The sequence below is a fragment of the Aeromonas sp. FDAARGOS 1416 genome (genome assembly GCF_019048085.1).
GTDB lineage: Bacteria > Pseudomonadota > Gammaproteobacteria > Enterobacterales > Aeromonadaceae > Aeromonas > Aeromonas veronii.
The window spans coordinates 439,165-458,698 of the sequence record NZ_CP077301.1 but is presented as its reverse complement, the minus strand read 5'-3'; the positions used below and the strand labels follow the sequence as shown (position 1 = coordinate 458,698).

The 19,534-nt window shown below is 58.4% G+C and carries 13 protein-coding genes; 7 read left to right on the top strand and 6 right to left on the bottom strand.

Features of this window, described 5'->3' with window-relative positions; all coding sequences use genetic code 11:
• The first annotated feature begins 23 nt into the window (after positions 1-23).
• The 3 genes from I6L46_RS02115 (at position 24) to I6L46_RS02105 (ending at position 3,385) form a co-directional block, all read left to right on the top strand.
• Positions 24-680, top strand: a complete 657-nt coding sequence (locus tag I6L46_RS02115; protein ID WP_042009855.1) for a Bax inhibitor-1/YccA family protein — start codon at positions 24-26, stop codon at positions 678-680.
• Between the two features lie 164 nt (positions 681-844).
• Positions 845-3,010, top strand: a complete 2,166-nt coding sequence (gene yccS, locus I6L46_RS02110) for a YccS family putative transporter (RefSeq protein WP_216977258.1) — start codon at positions 845-847, stop codon at positions 3,008-3,010.
• Between the two features lie 24 nt (positions 3,011-3,034).
• Entirely contained in the window at positions 3,035-3,385 is a 351-nt protein-coding gene (locus I6L46_RS02105; protein ID WP_019446869.1) for a TusE/DsrC/DsvC family sulfur relay protein, read from the top strand.
• Positions 3,386-3,496: 111 nt separating this feature from the next.
• Here the strand turns inward: I6L46_RS02105 and I6L46_RS02100 are convergent, their stop codons facing one another.
• From I6L46_RS02100 to I6L46_RS02090, 3 genes are all read right to left on the bottom strand, one after another.
• Complete coding sequence (locus tag I6L46_RS02100) at positions 3,497-4,411, bottom strand: Gfo/Idh/MocA family protein (RefSeq protein WP_111900387.1); 915 nt, start codon at positions 4,409-4,411, stop codon at positions 3,497-3,499.
• A 128-nt stretch (positions 4,412-4,539) separates the two neighbouring features.
• The gene (locus I6L46_RS02095; protein ID WP_227342210.1) at positions 4,540-4,791 is read right to left on the bottom strand and encodes a hypothetical protein; all 252 of its coding nucleotides are present in this window, start codon (positions 4,789-4,791) and stop codon (positions 4,540-4,542) included.
• Between the two features lie 274 nt (positions 4,792-5,065).
• The gene (locus I6L46_RS02090) at positions 5,066-5,995 is read right to left on the bottom strand and encodes a transposase (protein WP_216977257.1); all 930 of its coding nucleotides are present in this window, start codon (positions 5,993-5,995) and stop codon (positions 5,066-5,068) included.
• Between the two features lie 276 nt (positions 5,996-6,271).
• Between I6L46_RS02090 and I6L46_RS02085 the strand changes: the two genes are divergently transcribed.
• Positions 6,272-7,771 (top strand): histidine-type phosphatase, encoded by a 1,500-nt coding sequence (locus I6L46_RS02085; protein ID WP_216977256.1) that lies wholly within the window; start codon positions 6,272-6,274, stop codon positions 7,769-7,771.
• Between the two features lie 587 nt (positions 7,772-8,358).
• Positions 8,359-10,125: a retron Ec67 family RNA-directed DNA polymerase/endonuclease gene (locus I6L46_RS02080; protein WP_216977255.1), complete on the top strand. Its 1,767-nt coding sequence runs from the start codon at positions 8,359-8,361 to the stop codon at positions 10,123-10,125.
• 64 nt (positions 10,126-10,189) lie between these two features.
• Here the strand turns inward: I6L46_RS02080 and I6L46_RS02075 are convergent, their stop codons facing one another.
• The 3 genes from I6L46_RS02075 to I6L46_RS02065 all read right to left on the bottom strand — a co-directional run bounded on the left by I6L46_RS02075 (position 10,190) and on the right by I6L46_RS02065 (position 16,860).
• The gene (locus I6L46_RS02075) at positions 10,190-12,520 is read right to left on the bottom strand and encodes a YgiQ family radical SAM protein (protein WP_216977254.1); all 2,331 of its coding nucleotides are present in this window, start codon (positions 12,518-12,520) and stop codon (positions 10,190-10,192) included.
• 174 nt (positions 12,521-12,694) lie between these two features.
• Positions 12,695-15,811, bottom strand: a complete 3,117-nt coding sequence (locus tag I6L46_RS02070) for an efflux RND transporter permease subunit (protein WP_216977253.1) — start codon at positions 15,809-15,811, stop codon at positions 12,695-12,697.
• Positions 15,811-16,860 carry an efflux RND transporter periplasmic adaptor subunit gene (locus I6L46_RS02065; protein ID WP_069554558.1) on the bottom strand — a complete coding sequence of 350 codons (1,050 nt, stop codon included), beginning with the start codon at positions 16,858-16,860 and terminating at the stop codon, positions 15,811-15,813. The genes I6L46_RS02070 and I6L46_RS02065 overlap by 1 nt, the downstream gene beginning before the upstream one ends.
• Positions 16,861-17,057: 197 nt before the next feature.
• Between I6L46_RS02065 and I6L46_RS02060 the strand changes: the two genes are divergently transcribed.
• Positions 17,058-18,596: a sensor domain-containing diguanylate cyclase gene (locus tag I6L46_RS02060; protein ID WP_216977252.1), complete on the top strand. Its 1,539-nt coding sequence runs from the start codon at positions 17,058-17,060 to the stop codon at positions 18,594-18,596.
• Between the two features lie 46 nt (positions 18,597-18,642).
• Positions 18,643-19,518: a patatin-like phospholipase family protein gene (locus I6L46_RS02055; protein ID WP_005338362.1), complete on the top strand. Its 876-nt coding sequence runs from the start codon at positions 18,643-18,645 to the stop codon at positions 19,516-19,518.
• Positions 19,519-19,534 lie beyond the last annotated feature (16 nt).

Here is a 19,534-nt window from a genome sequence, read left to right as displayed (position 1 = left end):
CGGACATCAAGAGGACACCCAAGATGGATACCCGTTCTATCTACACTGGCACCCAAAGTGCCGTACGCGATACCAACAAGGTGCTGCGTAACACCTATATGCTGCTCTCCCTCACTCTGGGCTTCTCTGCCGTGGTGGCAGGGGTCGCTACCGTGATGAACATGCCGCCGCTGCACTGGGCCGTGTTCCTGATCGGCGTCTACGGTCTGATGTTCCTGACCGAAAAGAATCGCAACAACGGCATGGGACTGGTCTTCACCTTCGCCCTGACCGGTCTGCTGGGCTATAGCCTGGGCCCCATCATCAACATGTATATGAACAATGGTGGTGGCGAGATCGTGATGACCGCCCTTGGCGGCACCGCGCTCACCTTCTTCGGTCTGTCGGCCTATGCCCTGACCACCAAGCGTGACCTCTCTTTCATCGGCGGCATGCTGTTCGTTGGTTTCTGGGTACTGCTGGTGGCCATGGTGGCCAACATCTTCCTGCAGATGAGCGCCCTGAGCCTGGCTCTGTCCGCCATGTTCATGCTGTTCTCCTCCGGTGCCATCCTGCTGACGACCCAGCAGATCGTGCGCGGCGGAGAGACCAACTACATCTCTGCCACCGTCACCCTGTATGTCTCCATCTACAACATCTTCCTGAGCTTGCTGAGCCTGCTTGGCGGCAACCGCAACTAATCAGAAACCCCGCTTCGGCGGGGTTTTTATTGGCGCTGTTTTTTGTCACGATAAGTTGTAAATCAAGGATATGAAGCGAAGTGGCCCTGATTTGGATCAGGGCCACTTCGCGCTTGGCGGGTTACTATCTCGCTCTCGTTTCGATCAAGGGTTTCACCTGTCTCATGCCGATGGATCTCTCTGGCCTGCTGCGCCGACTGCTGACCGATAGTCACATCTACTTCGCACTCAAGGTGCTGCTGGCCATTCTCGGTCTGCTCGCCTTCACCCTGGTCACCGGCAATATCCAGCTCACCGTACTGCTCTCCCTCGGGGTGGTGGCGGGCGCCATCGCCGAAACCGACGACAGCCTGTGGGGGCGCCTCAAGAACCTCGCCATGACGCTCATCTGCTTCATGTTTGCGTCCCTGTGCGTGCAGTATCTCTACCCCACCCCCTGGCTGTTTGCCATCGGGCTCGCCAGCTCCACCTTTATCTTCGTGATGGTAGGGGCACTCGGCGCTCGTTACGCAACCATCAGTTTTGGCTCGCTGCTCATCGCCATCTACACCATGCTGGGAGCCGCCAAGGCGCCGGATCTCTTCTACCAACCGCTGACGCTCGGCGCTGGTGCCCTCTGGTACGGGCTGGTCTCGTTCATCTGGCTCTGGCTGCTGCCCTACAAAACCCTGCACGAGCAGCTGGCCCAGAGCTACTTCGCCCTTGGTCGCTACCTGCTGGAAAAATCCCGCTTTTTCCCGGCTGACGAGCACGGCGCCCAGGCCATTCGCCACAATCTGGCCCAGCTCAATATCAATCTAGTGAGTGCGCTGACCCTCACCAAGTCGGCCCTCAACGCCCGCCTGAGCCGCCGCCATCCGGCGAGCCCCGAGCTTGCCAGCCTGCTGCGCCTCTACCTGCTGGCGCTGGAAATTCACGAGCGCGCCACCTCCAGCCACTACCCCTACAGCCGACTGGAAGCGGAGCTCAAGCAGGGCATAGTACTGGAAGGATTTCAGGAGGTGTTCCTGCAGCTCTCCGAGGCGTGTCAGCGGCTCGGTTACGCCATTTTGGTACATAAGCCCTATGCCCATAACAAGCGTATCCACTGGACGCTGCAGGCCCTTGGCGATCAGCTGGAGTTCACCCACCTCAAGCAGCACTACCCGAAAACCCTGCTGACGCCGATGAAGTTCCTGCGCCGCAACCTGGCCAGCATCAACCAGCTGCTGGGTAGCGCCGAAGTGCTGCAAAACCCCGAACAGCCGGAGCAGGAGCTGCCCGCATTGGCCAAGCCGCCCCGCCTGCCGCTGCTGACCCAGCTCAAGCAGCACCTCACCTTGCACTCCATGGTGTTTCGCCATGCATTGCGCTTGTCGCTCGGACTAGTGATTGGCTACGGCATACTGCAAGCCTTTGATCTGGAAAAGGGTTACTGGATTTTGCTGACCGTGCTGTTTGTCTGCCAACCCAGCTACAGCGCCACCCGCCGCCGACTGGTACAGCGGATGCTCGGCACCTTTGTCGGGATACTGGTGGGCATTCCGGTACTCTGGCTCTTCCCCGAGCTGCACGTCCAGCTGGTGGTGATGGGGCTGGCTGGCTTCCTCTTCTTCACCCAGGTGCGCAACAACTACAGCGCCGCGGTCTGCTTTATCACCCTCTATGTGCTGATGGCGTTCAACCTGCTCGATGGCATCGGCTTTGCCATTCTGGGGCCGCGGCTGCTCGATACCCTGCTCGGCTGCCTCATCTCCTACGGGCTGGTGGCCTGGCTCTGGCCGGACTGGCAGTACAAGCGGCTGCCGACCCTGATCGCCAACTCCCTGTCGGCCAACGCCCGCTACCTCTCGGCGGTGCTGGGCAGCCTCACCCAGCAGCGGGATGAGTCCATCGACTATCGGGTGGCGCGCAAGAGCGCCCATCTGGCCGACAGCGAGCTGGCCACCGCCTGGCAGAGCATGCTGGTGGAGCCGCAAAAGCGCCGCCGCTTCCTCGATCTCTGCTTTACCCTCACCTGGCGCAACCACGCCCTGCTCTCCTACATCTCGGCGCTGGGAGCCCATCGCGACAAGCTGGAGGCGGTGAACGGGCTGGATGAGCTGCGCCACCATATCTGCCACACCCTGGAGCAGGCCGCTGGCCATCTGGCGGGCAACCCCTCCAGCTCCATCGGTGGTCAGAGCCCCCTTCTTTGCACGGACAGCAGTGCAGACAGCAGCGAGGAGCAGCTGATGCTGACCCAGCAGCTCAACCTGATCAGCGAGCTGGCGGATCAGCTGCTGCATCTGGCCAACGAGAGCCGGTTGCTCACCGGGGATCAAGGCGCTACCATGCCCGCCCAATCCTGATAGCCCCATTAGCGAGGAGCCCTCATGTCTGCGTCCGAAAAACATCAGCTGGAATTCAACGGCCAACTCATCGAGACCGATGCCAAGGGCTACCTGCTCAACAGCAACGACTGGAGCGAGGAGCTGGCGCTGGTGCTGGCCGCGCAGGAGGGGATCACGCTTGAGGAGCCGCACTGGGAAGTGGTGCGCTTTGTGCGCGCCTTCTATCTGGAGTTCAACACCTCCCCCGCCATCCGCGCGCTGGTCAAGGCGATGGAGAAGCAGTACGGCCCCGAGAAGGGCAACAGCCGCTACCTCTACAAGCTGTTCCCGGAAGGGCCCGCCAAGCAGGCGACCAAGATTGGCGGCCTGCCCAAGCCGGTAAAGTGCATCTGATCCCATGCATCTCATCCCATAACAACGGGGGCCGCAACTGCGGCCCCCGTTGTTTTTCATGCGTCTTTCTCACGCACCGCGCATTCATGCCACGCGCACTTCCAGCCAGCCTTATCCCCGCTTGTCAGCCAGCACGACCAGCTGCTCCGCCAGCCGGTGACCGTGCAGGTAGGAGGCGATCAGCTCGCTATCCGCCTTGCCGATTTCAACCTGCTGATACCAGTGCGCCAGCATGGCGGCAAAGCCGCGCTGGGCCAGCACCGGCTGCCAGTCGTTGGGGCTAAGCATCTCGGCCTGCTTATCGCGGGCGATGATGCCGCGAGTGCAGTTCTCAAGGTGCAGGGAGAGGTTGTCGCCGTAGGCATCGATGCGCTCCTCGGTGATCCCGGCGCTGCGGTTCATGCTGCCGCTGATGGCACGATCGCCGCTCTGCCAGCTGACGCTTACCCCAGCCAGCAAGCTGTTGTCCTTCGTATCAGGTCGCAATACCGCATGAAAGTCGCCGCCCGGCACGCCGCCATAGAAGCAGAGGCTGTCGAGCACATGGATAAAGTCGTCGAACAGGAAATCCCGCGCCTTGCCCGGCAGAGCGAAGCGGTGTTTTTGCCAGTTAAGCTCGGTGAGCGGCTGGGCACGGGCAGCATCCATGGCGGGCAGATAGCGGCGGTTAAAGCCGGTAAAGAGGGCGCAATCTTGCGCAATGGCGAGGTTGGCCAGTCCCTCGGCCTCGGCCAGATTGTCGCACAGGGGCTTATCGACAAAGGTAGGGATCCCTGCCCGCAGGCACTGCTCGGCCAGCTCGCGGTGAACGGCGGTAGCGGCGTGGATCATCACGGCGTCGGGGCGACTGGCCAGCATGGCCGCCACATCGGTAAAGCACTCGGCGACCCGATACTGGCGGGCGAGCTTCTCCAGCACCGCCGGATTGCGGGTACAGAGCAGCGGGGTGACCCGCTCGTCGCTCGCCAGCAGCGGCAGATAGGCTTTTTGGGCGATATCCCCCAGACCAATCATGGCAATGCGCATCTCAACTCCTTTTCACTCGATAACGGGACAAGCGGATAACTGCCCGCACCATCGCAGGATTTGTCCCGCAGATCCAGCCTGCCGTTAGCAAACTGGCTGGCGTGCGCAGCTCTGTGCAAACGGCGACGTTATTTAGGCATGGCAAGATCGCAGACCGACTTGATCACCTCGGCCAGCCACTCGATGGCGAGATTGCCCTGACTTTTGCGGTGTCTGCCAACCACCACCTCGAACTGCTGCGGCGCCCCGGCCAGCTCCAGCATGCGAAAATCGCCGAGGGTGGCGATGGCCGACGGAATGCAGGCCGCCACGTCATTGACCGACATAAAGGCTTGCAGCGAGGTGTAACAGGGGAGCGTCGCCGAATCAAATTGGGACACCCACCTTTTTGAGCAAGCCACTATCAGGCTACTTGCAGGCCCAATAAGGGGAACAAATTGGGACACCCACCTTTTGGAGCAAGCCACTATTAGGCTACTTGCAGGCCCAATAAGGGGTGTGTATCCGAGCTGATGCCTGCAAAAGTAGGCTGGTGGGAGAGATTGTCAGGTTTAGAAAGCAACAGCCCCTGCACAGCCATTTATTGGACTATGTGCAATACCCGGAGCTATCAGCAGGGTGGATGCAAAGCTATCACAGCCTTGGTTGATGGCATCATCGCTGGCCACAGTGGCGGGCAAACTGCTGACATTGATATCTGTCTCCCACCACTCTGATCCCTTGTCGCCTGAACAGCGTCACCTGCTTCAACCAGCGAACAGCATCGAGTCCCAATCGTTCCAGAATGGGTCCAAATTGGGCCGGAATATGACCCCGCTTGTCGGGCCGAATAGCACGACCAGTCCAATCAACCAGCATCAGGTAGTCGCTGAAGGCATAAGGCAGCTCTTCAGGCTTACCCTGGCGGGCAAACGGCAGCAAAAGTGGTGGCAAAACCTCAGTAGTAGCAGGCGCGTCAAGGCGCTGTTTGATACTGGTGTATTCACTCTGCTCTGGCCGATCGGTCAACGCAGCTCGTATCGGATTGAGGTCAACATACGCCATACAGGCCAACAAGGCGGATTCGGTGAGCAAAGCCTGACTCTTGAAGCGCCCCTCCCAGAAATGGCCCTTGCAACCATCTTCCTGATTGGCCTGACGGGCCAGATTTTCATTGAGTAGCCGAATAAACCAACTTATGGAGTGAAGCCGCTCCCGCCATTGGGCCAGCAATTGCTGCACGACAGCCAGCTCAGGCTCGATCAACATCTCCCCCTGATACCAGCGCCTGACCAAATGCGGCCACTGGAATAGCGCCGCCCAGCGCTCAGCCACCTCCCGCTCACTCCAGTTGGCTGCGGTATCGGGCTCCACCTTGAGCACCAGATGATAATGATTGCTCATCACCGCATAAGCACAAATGCCAATTGCAAACAGCCGCGATAGTTGCCCCAACTTGTCGACCACCCACTGACGCCGATGCTCATAACTCTGGCCAGAATGGGCATCGTCACCACACAGAAAGGCTCGCCGCACACAGCGGCTGACCACATGGTAGTAAGGCGTATCCTGCAAGCTGATTTGACGTGAACGGGCAATGGTCATGGCACATCCCTCAACGGTGACCTCTTAAGTCAAGAACAGCCCTACGCCACTGTCAAAAAGGTGGGTGTCCCGAAAAAACGCTCACTGACCACTCTGCCGTGACCGGCGCAGTGGTTGGTTGAGCCTCTATTGCCTTCCCTATAGCCATCTCCTGCCCCTCCCCTTGCTTACTGCTTTATCAGAAGTCATCAGCCTGTCATCTGGCTGACATCCCGCGGTCATTTTCAAGTCATAGAGTTTTTCACTTATTTTTCATATGGATAGATAAGGAACATCATGACTTTCCCGCGCTCTTCTTATGTGGCTTTGGCCGTCTCGCTGGTCTTGCTTGGCGGCTGCCAGTCAGAGAATGAATCGTCTGCCGACAGCCAGGGCAAAACCGCCTACCAATACAGCACCAAAGCGGTCTACAGCCCGCAGCAGCAGGCGGAGAGCTACGAGCCAGCGCCTCAGGGGTTCAGCCCGGTCTTTACCGAGATGGTGGCGCGCCACGGCTCGCGCTCCCTCTCCAGCCCGAAATATGACGTGCTGACCAAGCTGGTATGGGAAGAGGCACAGCGCCAAGGGGCGCTCACTACCCTCGGGCAGGGGCTGGGAGGCAAGGTCGATCTGGTGACGGCCGCCAACCAGAAACTGGGTTATGGCCTGCTCTCAGCGCTGGGCAAGGAGGAGCATGCCAATCTCGCCACCCGGCTGGCGGCGCGGCTGCCGACCCTGCTCAACAGCAGCGAGTCCCACTGCATCAAGGTGGTCACCTCGGGCAAGGACAGGGCCAACGAAAGCGCCTTTTACTTTATGGAGAGTCTCAAGCGCAACGTGAGCTATATCAGCGACTCGGCGCAGTGCTACCTCACGCAGGATGACCCCTCGAAGATCGACAAAAAACTGGTCAACAAGTTCGAGCTCTACTTCCACAAGACCACGCCCGAGGGGGATTACGCCCGCTACCTGCCCGCCTATGAGAGTTATCAGCGCTTTATCGGTGACGAAGATGCCGGGATCGCCCCGGCCCCCGAGCTGGCCAGGGCGCTGGATCAACTTAAAAACCTGAGCAAGACCAAAGAGATGGCCCGCAGCATGCTGGAGCGTATCTACAGCAAGGGCTTTGTCGACTATCTGGCGGGCGGCGTCGAGTTTGTCGCCGTCAACCCGGAGGATGGCGGCATGACCTATGTGCGCGACGAAGTGGATGCGGCCCTGATGCTCTACAACCTCTTTATCATCGGCCCCGGCATGATCCGCGAAGCGCAGGCACAGGGCAGCGAACCCTGGGCGCTGGAGCAGTTCCTGACCCCGGAGGAGTCTGCCTGGTTCTCCTACCTCTCCGATGCGGAAGATTTCTACGAGAAGGGGCCGAGCTTTGCCAACCAGAGCGCCCCCTACGCCATTGCCCAGCCGCTGCTCGACGGCCTGTTTGGCGAGGTGCAACGTCAGGTAGTGGAGGGTGAGCAGAGCCGACGGGCCACCCTGCGCTTTGCCCACGCCGAAGCCATTATCCCCCTCGCCGCCCTGATGAAGCTGGAAGGGAGCCGTCAAGGGGCCAGCCCGGATCAGCTGTTCAGCCAGCAGAACAACGAATGGCGCGGCGGCTGGGTCTCCCCCTATACCGCCAATATTCAGTGGGATATCTACCAGAACGGGCAGCGGCAGGTGCTGGTCAAGATGCTCTACAACGAAAAGGAGATCGCCTTTAAAACGGGCTGCCAGCCCTACCAAAGCGGCAGCCACTACTACGACTTCGAGGAGCTCAAACGCTGCTACGGCTATAACGGCTAACCCTTCGCGCGCCGGATATGGCCATAACAAGGGGCGACCAGCAGGTCGCCCCTATTCACTCCCCTTCCCTGCTTGCCAAAACGGGATATGGCGATAAAGCCGCCTTCCGGTTCCATTTGCTGATCAAGCGCAAAAAACGATTAATTTCTGATGGTTATGTCACTTAAAGGCTCGCCTCGGCAGTTTCGTTTGGCTTACCATAGCCATCCAGAACCTGTTGAACTGCGATGGGTTGCTGCCATCGCTGGTCAAGGGAGCATATTGGAAGCTGTAATCCACGGGCGGTAGCGTGTATTTTATATGTTTTAACAAACTGCATGCACAAAAATTTATTTAAGAAGGAAGTATAAATAACTTTTTCGACATCATCTAACGGCCAGTTTTTGTGAGTAAAAACAATTTGTTATTGACTTTCAAATTACATGGCGATATTGTCCACCTCGGCTTATGGGCAGATTTTGGATTGTGTTTCGCAATCAGTGAAAAAAATGTCCCACAGGACTCGCCATATGGCGGATTGACGCAGTGTCGATTCCGAATATAAGTGCATAAGAGTGCCCATAAGCCTTCACTTTAACATAAAAAAAATGTCCAGACTGGCCTTATTAAAGCAAGCAACCACTAAGAGAATGCTTGCAAAAGTACTAGATGTAAATCCCTCCTTCCTTACCAAAACTCTCTATTTGACCAGCGATGAACTGAAATATAAATCTTTTGAAATACCTAAACGAAATGGTGACCCTAGGACAATTTACGCACCAAACAAAGAGTTAAAAGATTTGCAATCTAGGCTTTCTGTTTTACTACTTGACTGTATAGATGAAATAAATAAAGAAAGGAAAATAACACCAAAACTATCTCATGGTTTTGTTAGAAATCGATCAATAATAACAAACGCAAAAAACCACATTCATAAGAAAAATGTTTTAAATATAGATTTAAACGATTTCTTTGGATCATTTAACTTCGGTCGAGTGAGAGGTTTTTTCATAAAAAACCAGCACTTTGAGCTTCATGAACATATTGCAACGGTTATTGCACAAATAGCATGCTATAAAAACTTTTTACCTCAAGGAAGTCCATGCTCTCCAGTAATAACCAATTTAATAATGCATAGTGTCGATATTCGACTTGCTAAGCTTGCTAAGAAAAATAGCTGTACATATACCAGATATGCAGATGACATAACCTTTTCGACACGTGAAAATGTATTTCCAAAAGATATTGCAATAGCAGATAAAAACAAAGTTCATCTCGGCAGAAGGCTTTCAAAAGAAATAACTGATAACGGATTCACAATAAATGAGAAGAAAACCAGAGTTCAGTTAATGGATTCAAGACAAGATGTAACTGGCTTGGTTGTAAACAAAAAAGTTAATATAAAAAGTGACTACTGGAGAATCACTAGAGCTATGTGTCATAGCTTGTTCCAAACTGGTTCATACATAAAATGCGAACAGAATGGACAAGCGGTTGCAGGTACTCTTTATGAACTAGATGGCCGATTAAATTTCATTGATTACATAGATAAATATAATAATGTAAAGGAAAAAGGTCCTATTGATAACCGTTTCTCACTGAGAAATCACGGACTTAATTACAGAGAAAAACTTAATGTAAGAGAAAAAACCTTCAGTCGATTTTTATTTTACAAGTATTTCTTCGGCCATAACAAACCAACGGTACTATGTGAAGGAAAAACCGATAACATTTATATCAAAGCTGCCATACTACGTTTATCTGAAAAATTTGAATTGTTATCCAATGCAAAAACTGATGAAAAAGAATATGAACTCCTAGTTAACTTTTTAGAATACAATAAAAGAACTAGATATCTTCTTGATTTATATGGTGGAGCAAGTTATCTAAAGCGTTTTGTAGAAAGATACCGTTCTGATTATTCTTACTATCGAGCTCCAGCAGCAACGCAACCGGTAATTATTGTTGCGGATAACGACTCTGGTTCAACAGAGTTAATTTCATATCTTGTAAATCATAAACCTCTCTACCCTGAACTAAAAAAAGATAAAGCCGAGTCGAATAAAATAATAAAAGAATCTTCTTTTGTTCATGTTGAGAAAAATTTATATATAGTGTTTACGCCACTTATTGATGGTCGAGATAGCTTCATGGAAAATCTCTTTTTACCTGAAACACTAAATATTGAAGTTGATGGACGAAAATTCTCACCTCAACAAGAAGCTGATACTAAAAACTCCTATGGTAAAAATACTTTTGCGACAAAAGTCGTATCAGCCAAAAAGCATAGCATACCTTTTTCCGGTTTTGAGCCATTATTAACCAGAATGGAAGAGGCTATTATTCACTATCGCACCAAAATTGAAAAAAAATAATGTTAAATAAAAAGGCGACCATCCGGTCGCCTTTTTATTTTTATCGTATTCCAATCAGGAAATATCACCGCGCCGGTCGCTTGGCACCATTCCCTTTGGCAGCTGGCTTGCCGCCCTGATTTGCGGGCTTGGCAGAGCCTGCGCGGGTCGGCGCTTTGCCCTTATGGGCGGGTTTGCCGGCAGGTTTGCTTTTACCCGCACTCTTGCCTTCGGCCGGTTTGCCATTAGCCGCCCCTTTCTGCAACTGGGAGCCCACCGGCTTGCCACCCGTCGGCTTGTTGCCTGCGCCGTTGCCGCGTTGATGGGCAATGTTACTGTGGCGAGTCAGGGCCGGTTTCATGCCCTTGCCGCTGGCGGCGCGCTCGTTGCGACCTTCCGGCGGCACCAGACAGCCGGGGCCGTTGCCAATCAGGTGGCCCTTGCCCATGGCGAGCAGGGCTTCGCGGATCATCGGCCAGCCAGCCGGATCGTGGTAGCGCAGCAGCGCCTTGTGCAGGCGGCGACGGCGCTCGCCCTTGGCGACAAACACATCGCCACCGGTGCGGCTCACCTTGTTTAACGGGTTTTTCTCCGTGTAATACATGGTGGTGGCGTTGGCGAGCGGCGACGGGTAGAAGTTCTGCACCTGATCGAGCTTGAAGCGGTTCTCTTTGACCCAGAGCGCCAGATTGATCATGTCTTCATCGGTGGTGCCCGGGTGGGCGGAGATAAAGTAGGGGATCAGATACTGCTGCTTGCCCGCCTCTTTGGAATATTTGTCGAACAGCTCCTTGAACTGGTAGTAGCTGCCCATGCCCGGCTTCATCATCTTGGAGAGCGGCCCCTCCTCGGTGTGTTCCGGCGCGATCTTGAGGTAGCCGCCAACGTGGTACTTGGCCAGCTCCTTGATATAGCGGGGATCTTCCACCGCGATGTCGTAACGCACGCCGGAGGCGATGAGGATTTTCTTGATCCCCTTGAGGTCGCGCGCCTTGCGATAGAGGTTGATGGTCGGGCTGTGGTCGGTGTCCATGTGCGGGCAGATGGTGGGCCAGACACAGGAGGCGCGACGGCAGGTCTGCTCGGCCTTGGGGCTCTTGCAGCGCAGTTTGTACATGTTGGCGGTGGGGCCGCCGAGATCCGAGATGACGCCGGTAAAGCCCGGCACCTTGTCGCGGATATCTTCGATTTCCTTGAGGATCGACTCTTCCGAGCGGCTCTGGATGATGCGCCCTTCGTGCTCGGTGATGGAGCAGAAGGAGCAGCCGCCAAAGCAGCCGCGCATGATGTTGACCGAGGTCTTGATCATCTCGAAGGCGGGGATCTTCTCGTTGCCATAGGCCGGGTGCGGCACCCGCTGGTAGGGCAGGCCGAATACGCCGTCCATCTCCTCGGTTTCCAGCGGGAAGGCGGGCGGATTGACCCAGACGATGCGATCGCCGTGAGCCTGCGACAGGGCGCGGGCACAGCCGGGGTTGGTCTCGTGGTGCAGAATGCGCGAGGCGTGGGCGTAGAGCACCTTGTCCTCTTTCACCCGCTCGAACGCCGGCAGCTTCACATAGGTTTTTTCCCACGGCTTGGGTTTGGCCGGCTGCACCAGCACAGGTTGGGCCTCCTGCGCGGCAGGGGCCGCGTCGGTGGCGTCGTCCGAGCAGGGTGCCCCTTCCATATAGGGGTTCATGATGGGATCGATGCGGCCAATCTGGTCGAGCTTGCTCGAATCCACCCCTTTCCAGCCCGGCAACGGCTCCTTGCGGATGACGGCGGTGCCGCGAATATCCTGCATGGTGTCGATGCTCTCCCCCGCGGCGATGCGGTGGGCCACTTCCACCAGCGGCCGCTCGGCGTTGCCGTAGATGAGGATATCGGCCTTGGCATCGAGCAGGATGGAGCGGCGGATGGTCTCGGACCAGTAGTCGTAGTGGGCGATGCGGCGCAGGGATGCCTCGATGCCGCCGATAACCACCGGCACCTCTTTGAAGGCCTCCTTGCAGCGCTGGGTATAGACCAGAGTCGCGCGATCCGGCCGCTTGCCGCCCACATCCCCCGGGGTGTAGGCGTCGTCGTGGCGCAGCTTTTTATCGGAGGTGTAGCGGTTGATCATGGAGTCCATGTTGCCCGCTGTCACCCCGAAGAAGAGGTTCGGTTTGCCCAGACGCATAAAGTCATCCTTCGATGACCAGTCCGGCTGGGCGATGATGCCGACCCGAAAGCCCTGCGCCTCCAGCATGCGGCCGATCACCGCCATGCCGAAGCTCGGGTGATCCACATAGGCATCCCCCGTCACCAGAATGACATCGCAGCTGTCCCAACCGAGCTTGTCCATCTCTTTGCGGGACATGGGCAGGAAGGGCGCCGTGCCGTAGCACTCGGCCCAATAGCGGGGATAGGAGAAAAGGTTGGGTACCGGCTGCATTTTGAACACCTGGAAAAATTCGGGTCGCGCATTATACCGGTTGCAGCCAAGGGGGGCGATGGCTTTTTGTCCCTATAGATCCCACGGAATAGGCCGCCGCCCGCAATAGCAAGGGCGCCCGCAGGCGCCCTTGTGATGATGAGGCTGATTTACTGGCCTCCGTCAGGATTGAGGTCAGAGCGCCGGAGGCTGCGACTCCCCTGCCCCCTTGGCGGCCAGCGCTTCGTCTACCTGTTGATCCCGCGCCCCTGTCATGCCGGCGTGACGGGCGATCAGATGGTAGATGGCGGGCACCACCAGCAGGGTGACCAGGGTCGCCAGCGACAGTCCGAAGAAGACCACAGTCCCCACCGCCATCCGGCTCTCGTAGCCTGCCCCCATGGAGAGCATCAGCGGCACAGCGCCGATAATGGCGGTGAGCGAAGTCATCAGGATGGGGCGCAGACGGCGCACCGAGCCTGCGATGATCGCCTCCTCGAACCCTTCCCCGCGCTGGCGCAGCTGGTTAATGAACTCGACGATGAGGATGCCGTTCTTGGTCACCATGCCGATCAGCATGATCATGCCGATCTGGCTGTAGATGCTCATCTCCTGCCCCGTCAGCCAGAGGCCAAGCAGGCCGCCGAAGATGCCGAGTGGCACCGTCACCATCACCACCGCCGGGGTCAGGGTGCTCTCGAACTGGGCCACCAGCACCAGATAGACCACCAGCAGGGCGAGGCCAAAGACCAGCACCATCTCCCCCTGATTGTCGCGGTAATCCTTGGAATCACCGGCGTAATCCACCGTCATGCCGGTGGGCAGGTTGGCGTTGGCCCAGCCATCGAGGAAATCGAGGGCCTCACCCAGGGTGTGGTCGGGGTGCACATCGGCGGTCAGGGTAATCGCTTTTTGCCGCTGGTAGTGGTTGAGGCGGTTGGCGGTCGCCACCTGCTTGACGGTGGCCAGAGTCGAGAGACTGACCATCTCGCCGTTGGCCGCCTTCAGATAGATGCGGCCGAGATCCGAGATGCCGTTGAACTCGGTCTGGTTGCCGCGCAGGTAGACGTCATACTCCTCGCCCCTGTCCACATAGGTGGTCTTGCTCGCCCCGCCCAGCAAGGTCTGCAAGCTGTTGGCCACAGTGGAGACCGGAATACCAAGCTGGCTGGCGCTGTCACGATTGATGGTCACCTGCAGCTCGGGGGTCTTCTCGGCGTAGTCGAGATCCGGGCTCAGCATCAGGCCGCTGCCCTGCGCCGCCTGTTGCAGCGCCAACCCTTGCTGGTAGAGCTCGGCATAGTCGTTGCCCTGCAGCACGAACTGCACCGGCGCGGTTGAGCCGCCGCGAAAACCGGGCTGGAAGGTGCGGATCATCACATCGGGAATGCCGGAGAGCTTGGCACCCAGCGAGCGGGAGAACTCGGTGGCGGTGACGTCGCGCTCGGCCCAGTCGGTGAGCTGGATGATCACCATACCGGTCTGATCGCCGCCACGGCCAAAGGCGGGGGTACTGAAGCTCAGCGCCTGCACCACCCCTTTGCCCAGCATCGGCATGATGGCGGACTCCACCTGCTGCATGTTGCGCTTCATCCGCTCGATGCTGGTCCCCTCTGCCCCCTTGACGAAGACATAGATGACGCCGCGATCCTCGGTCGGGGTAAGGCTGGTCGGCAGCTGGGTAAAGAGGGCACCGATACCGCCCAGACAGAGCAGCAGCACCAGCGGCGTCCAGCGGGAGCGACGCAGCACCCACGCCAGCAGGTGGCGATAGTGCCCCTCCAGCCAGCCGAGCCCGCGATCGAGCCCGGCGGTGAGCCGGTTCGGTTTATCCAGCGGGCGCATCAGCCAGGAGCCCATGGCCGGAGTCAGGGTCAGCGCCACCAGCGAGGAGCAGAGCACCGCAAGCGAAAGCAATATCGCAAACTCGGTAAAGAGCCGCCCCACCATGCCATCCATAAAGGCGATGGGGACAAACACCATCACCAGCACGGCGGTGGTGGCGATGACCGCAAAGCCCACCTCGCGAGTGCCGTGCCAGGCGGCCAGCAGCGGCGGTTCCCCCCGCTGCAGATGGTGGTGGATGTTCTCCACCACCACGATGGCATCATCCACCACCAAGCCGATGGCGAGAATAAGGGCCAGCAAGGTGATGAGGTTGATGGAAAAGCCGAAATACCAGGCGCCGATAAAGGCAGAGATGAGCGATACCGGCACCGTAATGGCCGGGATCAGGGTGGTGCGCCCCTGCCCGAGGAACAGATAGAGCACCGCCACCACCAGCACGGCGCAGATGGCCAGGGTCTCGTACACCTCGTCGATGGCCTGCTTGATAAAGATGGTGGAGTCGTAATCCACCTCGAGCTTGGCCCCCTCCGGCAGGAAGCGCTGCATCTCGCCGAGTTTCTTCTCGATCCCCTGCGCCACTGCCAGCGGGTTGGCGGTGGACTGGGCGACGATGCCGATACCCAGGCTCTCTTTGCCGTTGCGCTGATAGGCGCTGTCTTCGTTCTTGGCTCCCACCTCCACGTCGGCGATATCGGCCAGATAGACGCTCTGGCCGTTGGCGGCGGTGGTGACTTGCAGCTGCTGGAAATCTTCCGCAGTGTGATAGAGACGGGCGATCTGCACCGCCATGGTCATGGAGTTGTTGCGGATCTCGCCCCCCGGCAGCTCGATATTCTCCCGCTTGAGGGCCTCTTCCACATCGCTCACCGTGATGCCACGGGCCGCCATATCCGCAGGCCGCAGCCGCACATACATCACCTGGGTGAGATCGCCGGAGAGCGCCACTTCGCTCACGCCGTCCACCAGACTCAGGGGGTCAACCAGCACCCGGTTGGCGTAGTCGGTCATGGCGGTTCGATCCATCTGGCTGCTGCTGAAGTTGAGCCAGATCGCCACATCGCCGTTGCCACTATCCTTGGTCACCAACGGCTCGTCCACATCATCAGGCAGCCGGGGCCGCGCGCGGGAGAGGGCATCGCGCACATCGGAGATCCCCTCCACCATGTTCCAGCCGAGCTTGAACTCGACGGTGATCATCGAGCGTCCCTTGCGGGTCATGGAGTTGATGTTCTTGATGCCGCTGATGCCGGAGAGCTGATCCTCGATGGGCTTGGTGACCTGACTCTCCATCACCGAGGGGGCGGCCCCCTCATAGGTGGTGGTGATGGAGACCGAGGGGATCTGCACATCGGGCATCTCCCGCACCGTCAACTTGCTGAAGGCGACCAGACCAAACACGGTCAACAGGGCGCTGAGCACCACCGCCACCAGCGGGCGGCGAACTGAGATATCGGAGAGCCACATCAGCCATTCACCTCGGCCAGATCACGCACCAGCACGCCATCACGCAGATTGACCAGCCCCTCGACCACGATGCGATCGCCGACCTTGAGCCCCTCGGTGACCCAGACGGTCTCCCCTTCGGTCTCGCCAAGCACCACAGGCACCCGCTTGACCCGGCCATCGGCCTCGAGACGGTAAACAAAGCGCTGCTCACCGGCGTACTCCACCGACTGGGCGGGGATCAGGGTGAGCTGCTGGGCCGGTAGTGCCAGCTCCACATTGAGCAGCATGCCCGGACGCAACTGGCCGTTGCCATTAGGGATCATCACCCGCGCCTTGATGTTCTGGGTATCGTTTGAAATGCGGCTATCGAGAGTGGTCAGGGTGCCGTTGAATTGCTGATCCGGCCAAGCAGTGCTGGTGGCGGTGACCGCCATGCCCGGTCGCAGCAGGGAGAGGTAACGCTCCGGCACCGCCAGATCGAGGCGCAGTTTGTCGAGTTCATCGAGATGCAGCAGGGTATCGCCGCTGTTGACCAGCGCCCCTTCGCTCAAGTCAATCAGGCTCACGGTACCGGCAAAGGGCGCCTGCAAGGTACGCAGGGAGAGCTCGTAACGGGCGGCATCGAGGCGTGCCTGCACCTGGGCCACGGTGGCCTCCTGCCCCTCCAGCTCGGATTGGGTCACGGCGCCACGGGCCACCAGCTTGCGCATATCACTCAGCTTGCGGTTCTCGTCGCGCAGACTGGCGCTCTGCTCGGCCAGCTCAGCCTGCTGCTTGCCCGCATCGAGCGCGATCAGGGTCTCCCCCTTCGCCACGCTCTGACCAGATTGCACCGCAATCTTGACGATGCGACCGGTCACTTCGGGGCTGATGATGACGGAGCGATTGGCTGCCAGCTTGCCCACCAGCTTGAGAGTCGGCTCGGCCAGACTCTGTTTGACGGTTTGAGTGCGGATATTGACCTGTCTGGTCGGTGCTTTGGCGGCGGGTTCGCTGTGACGCAGCGCCCAGACGCCGGCAACCACGATTAGAAGAAGGCCCAAGCCGAGCCAGATACGCATTTTCATCGAACAGTCCATGAAGAGTGAGAGGGTAAATCCAGATTGGGGCCATTTTAGCCCCAGACTATGCCGTGACTATGTATAAATGTGACAAAACGTAACAAGAGCGGGATAAGCTCACTCTGTTTCAGGTCGCGCCGTTTGTTTTCACGCCACATCGCATACACTAACGACAATTTCCTTCGCAACCCGACTGACTGCCTATGCCCAAAATGTCTGACCACCGCTTTCTCACACGCCTGACCTGGCTCCTGTTCGCCGTGGTCATCCTGCTGATTGGTCTGACCTTGCGGCAAAGCCTGAAACAGATAGAACGCCTCTACCAGAGCGATACCCTCAACAGCGCCATCTACCTGCGGGATCGGTTCAAACAGACCGAAGTATTTCTGGAGGCGATGCGCGGTCAGGCCGAAGAGCGACTGCGCAGCGACCCCCAGTCGGTGCTCACCCGCCAGCTCTATCGCCATATCGAGGCGCTGCCAGAGGGGCTGGCCCTCGACAAGCTCCCCGGCGATTTACCGGCCGGACTGGCGGGCAACCTCACCGGTGACGGCCCGCTGCCGCCCCCCGGCAGTGCGCGGGAGGCGCAACTTCATTTGGCCCTGAGCCTCTCCCCCTTGTTGTCCACCGCAAGCCAGCGCCTAGGCAGCGAGATCGCCTGGGCCTACTTCACTGGCGTGGACAACTTTATCTACCTCTATCCCTGGATCCCCTCCAGCCAGTTTCGCTTTGCCCGCAGCATCTATGACAAGCACTACTGGCAGGATGCACTGATGTCACCCAACCCCAGCCGGGACACCATTCTCTCCCGTCCCTACGAAGATTTTGCCGGACTGGGCACCATGGTCACCATGTCCCAGCCTCTCTACAAGGACGGCTCGCTGGTAGGGATGATCAGCATGGACATCCTGCTTTCACGCTTGCAATCGCAGCTCAATCAACTGGCACCGGCGCTGGGTGAGTATCTGCTGCTCAATCAGTACCATCAGGTGCTGGCCAGCAGTGCACACCAGCCCGTGGTGCCGCAAGACCCCGAGCCGACCGACGAATACCAGTGGCGGCAAGGGGCATTGCAGCTGACCATGGCAATCCCCGATACTCCGTTGCGACTGGTGCACAACGTCACCCTGCTGCCGCTGGTGTGGGCCATGCTCTGCCAGTCCACGCCGACCCTGCTCGCCATCCTCTTTATGCTGCTGGCCGCCCTCTCCAACCTGAGATCCCATCGTCTCAACCAGCGGCTCAATTACCTCTCCTGCCACGATGCCCTCACCGGTGCCTTCAACCGCCACTACCTGGTGCTGCTGGAGCAGGCGGGCGATCTGGCCCGGTTGCAAGCGGGGATCCTGATGTTCGATGCGGATCACTTCAAACGGGTCAATGACAACTTCGGCCATGCCGTCGGCGATATCGTGCTGATCCGGCTGGTGCAGCTCTGCCAGCAGCAGATTAGGCCCACTGATCGCCTGATCCGCTGGGGGGGCGAAGAGTTTCTGCTGCTGATTGGCCGCAGTAACGCCGCACAGATCGGCGAACTGGCGGAGCGGCTGAGAAAAGCGGTGGCAGATCACGACTGGGCCGCCATCGAGCCTGGGCTGGAGGTCACCATCAGCCTCGGCTATCTGCCCCACCAGGAGAACCTTCCCCTGCACGAAGCGGTGCGCCGCGCCGATGTGGCGCTCTATCAGGCCAAGGCCAACGGTCGCAACCGCAGCGAAAGATGGCAGGGTGACGCCTCCTGACTCTCGGAGTAAGCTGACCCCTCAACCCCTTTTTTGGAGGACTGTCGTGCCACGTAAACCCCGCGTAGGGCTCGCTCTCGGGAGCGGCGCCGCCAGAGGATGGGCCCATATCGGCGTCATCCGCGCCCTTGAACGTCTCGGCATCAAACCGGATTTGATCGCTGGCTGCTCCATCGGCAGCTTTGTCGGTGCCGCCTATGCCGCCGGTGAACTGGATCGGCTGGAAACCTGGGTGCGCGGCTTTACCCGCCTGCAGGTGGTCAGCCTGCTCGACCCGGCCCTCTCCGGCGGTCTGTTTCGCGGCGAAAAGGTATTTGGCCTTGCCGCCAGCCATCTGGGGGATCCCGATCTCGAGAATCTGCCCATCCCCTTCGCCTGCATCGCCACCGAGCTCGATACCGGCCGCGAGATCTGGCTACAACAGGGCCCGCTGCGCCAGTCGGTGCGCGCCTCCTGCGGCATGCCGGGGATCCTCACCCCGACGCGGATCAACGACCGCTGGCTGGTCGATGGCGCCGTGGTCAATCCGGTGCCCATCTCGCTGGCCCGCGCCATGGGGGCCGAGGTGGTAATTGCGGTCAACCTCAACACCGATATGCACCAACCCTGGACCGACGAGCCGGATCAACCCGGCAGCGGCGGCCTGCTCAGCCAGTGGCTCAATCGCGGTGAATCCGCGCCAGCCACCCCGGGTCTGTGGAGCGTGATGAGTGGCTCCATCAACATCATGCAGGAGCGGATCACCCGCGCCCGGATGGCCGGTGACCCGCCGGAGATCCAGCTCTGCCCGCGCCTTGGCAGCTTCTCCATCATGGATTTTCATCGCGCCAGCGATGCCATCAACGAGGGGGAAGCCTGCGTCGAGCGCAACCTCGATCAGCTCAAGGATGAACTGGGCCGCCTCGGGTTGCTGGGCAGTTAGTTGTCGACATGCTGTG

What these genes read in the sequence shown, in the direction of transcription:
- I6L46_RS02115 (WP_042009855.1), top strand. Translation starts at nt 24, where the DNA reads ATGGATACCCGTTCTATCTACACTGGCACCCAAAGTGCCGTACGCGAT.
- yccS (WP_216977258.1), top strand. Translation starts at nt 845, where the DNA reads ATGCCGATGGATCTCTCTGGCCTGCTGCGCCGACTGCTGACCGATAGT.
- I6L46_RS02105 (WP_019446869.1), top strand. Translation starts at nt 3,035, where the DNA reads ATGTCTGCGTCCGAAAAACATCAGCTGGAATTCAACGGCCAACTCATC.
- I6L46_RS02100 (WP_111900387.1), bottom strand. Translation starts at nt 4,411, where the DNA reads ATGCGCATTGCCATGATTGGTCTGGGGGATATCGCCCAAAAAGCCTAT.
- I6L46_RS02090 (WP_216977257.1), bottom strand. Translation starts at nt 5,995, where the DNA reads ATGACCATTGCCCGTTCACGTCAAATCAGCTTGCAGGATACGCCTTAC.
- I6L46_RS02085 (WP_216977256.1), top strand. Translation starts at nt 6,272, where the DNA reads ATGACTTTCCCGCGCTCTTCTTATGTGGCTTTGGCCGTCTCGCTGGTC.
- I6L46_RS02080 (WP_216977255.1), top strand. Translation starts at nt 8,359, where the DNA reads ATGTCCAGACTGGCCTTATTAAAGCAAGCAACCACTAAGAGAATGCTT.
- I6L46_RS02075 (WP_216977254.1), bottom strand. Translation starts at nt 12,520, where the DNA reads ATGCAGCCGGTACCCAACCTTTTCTCCTATCCCCGCTATTGGGCCGAG.
- I6L46_RS02070 (WP_216977253.1), bottom strand. Translation starts at nt 15,811, where the DNA reads ATGTGGCTCTCCGATATCTCAGTTCGCCGCCCGCTGGTGGCGGTGGTG.
- I6L46_RS02065 (WP_069554558.1), bottom strand. Translation starts at nt 16,860, where the DNA reads ATGAAAATGCGTATCTGGCTCGGCTTGGGCCTTCTTCTAATCGTGGTT.
- I6L46_RS02060 (WP_216977252.1), top strand. Translation starts at nt 17,058, where the DNA reads ATGCCCAAAATGTCTGACCACCGCTTTCTCACACGCCTGACCTGGCTC.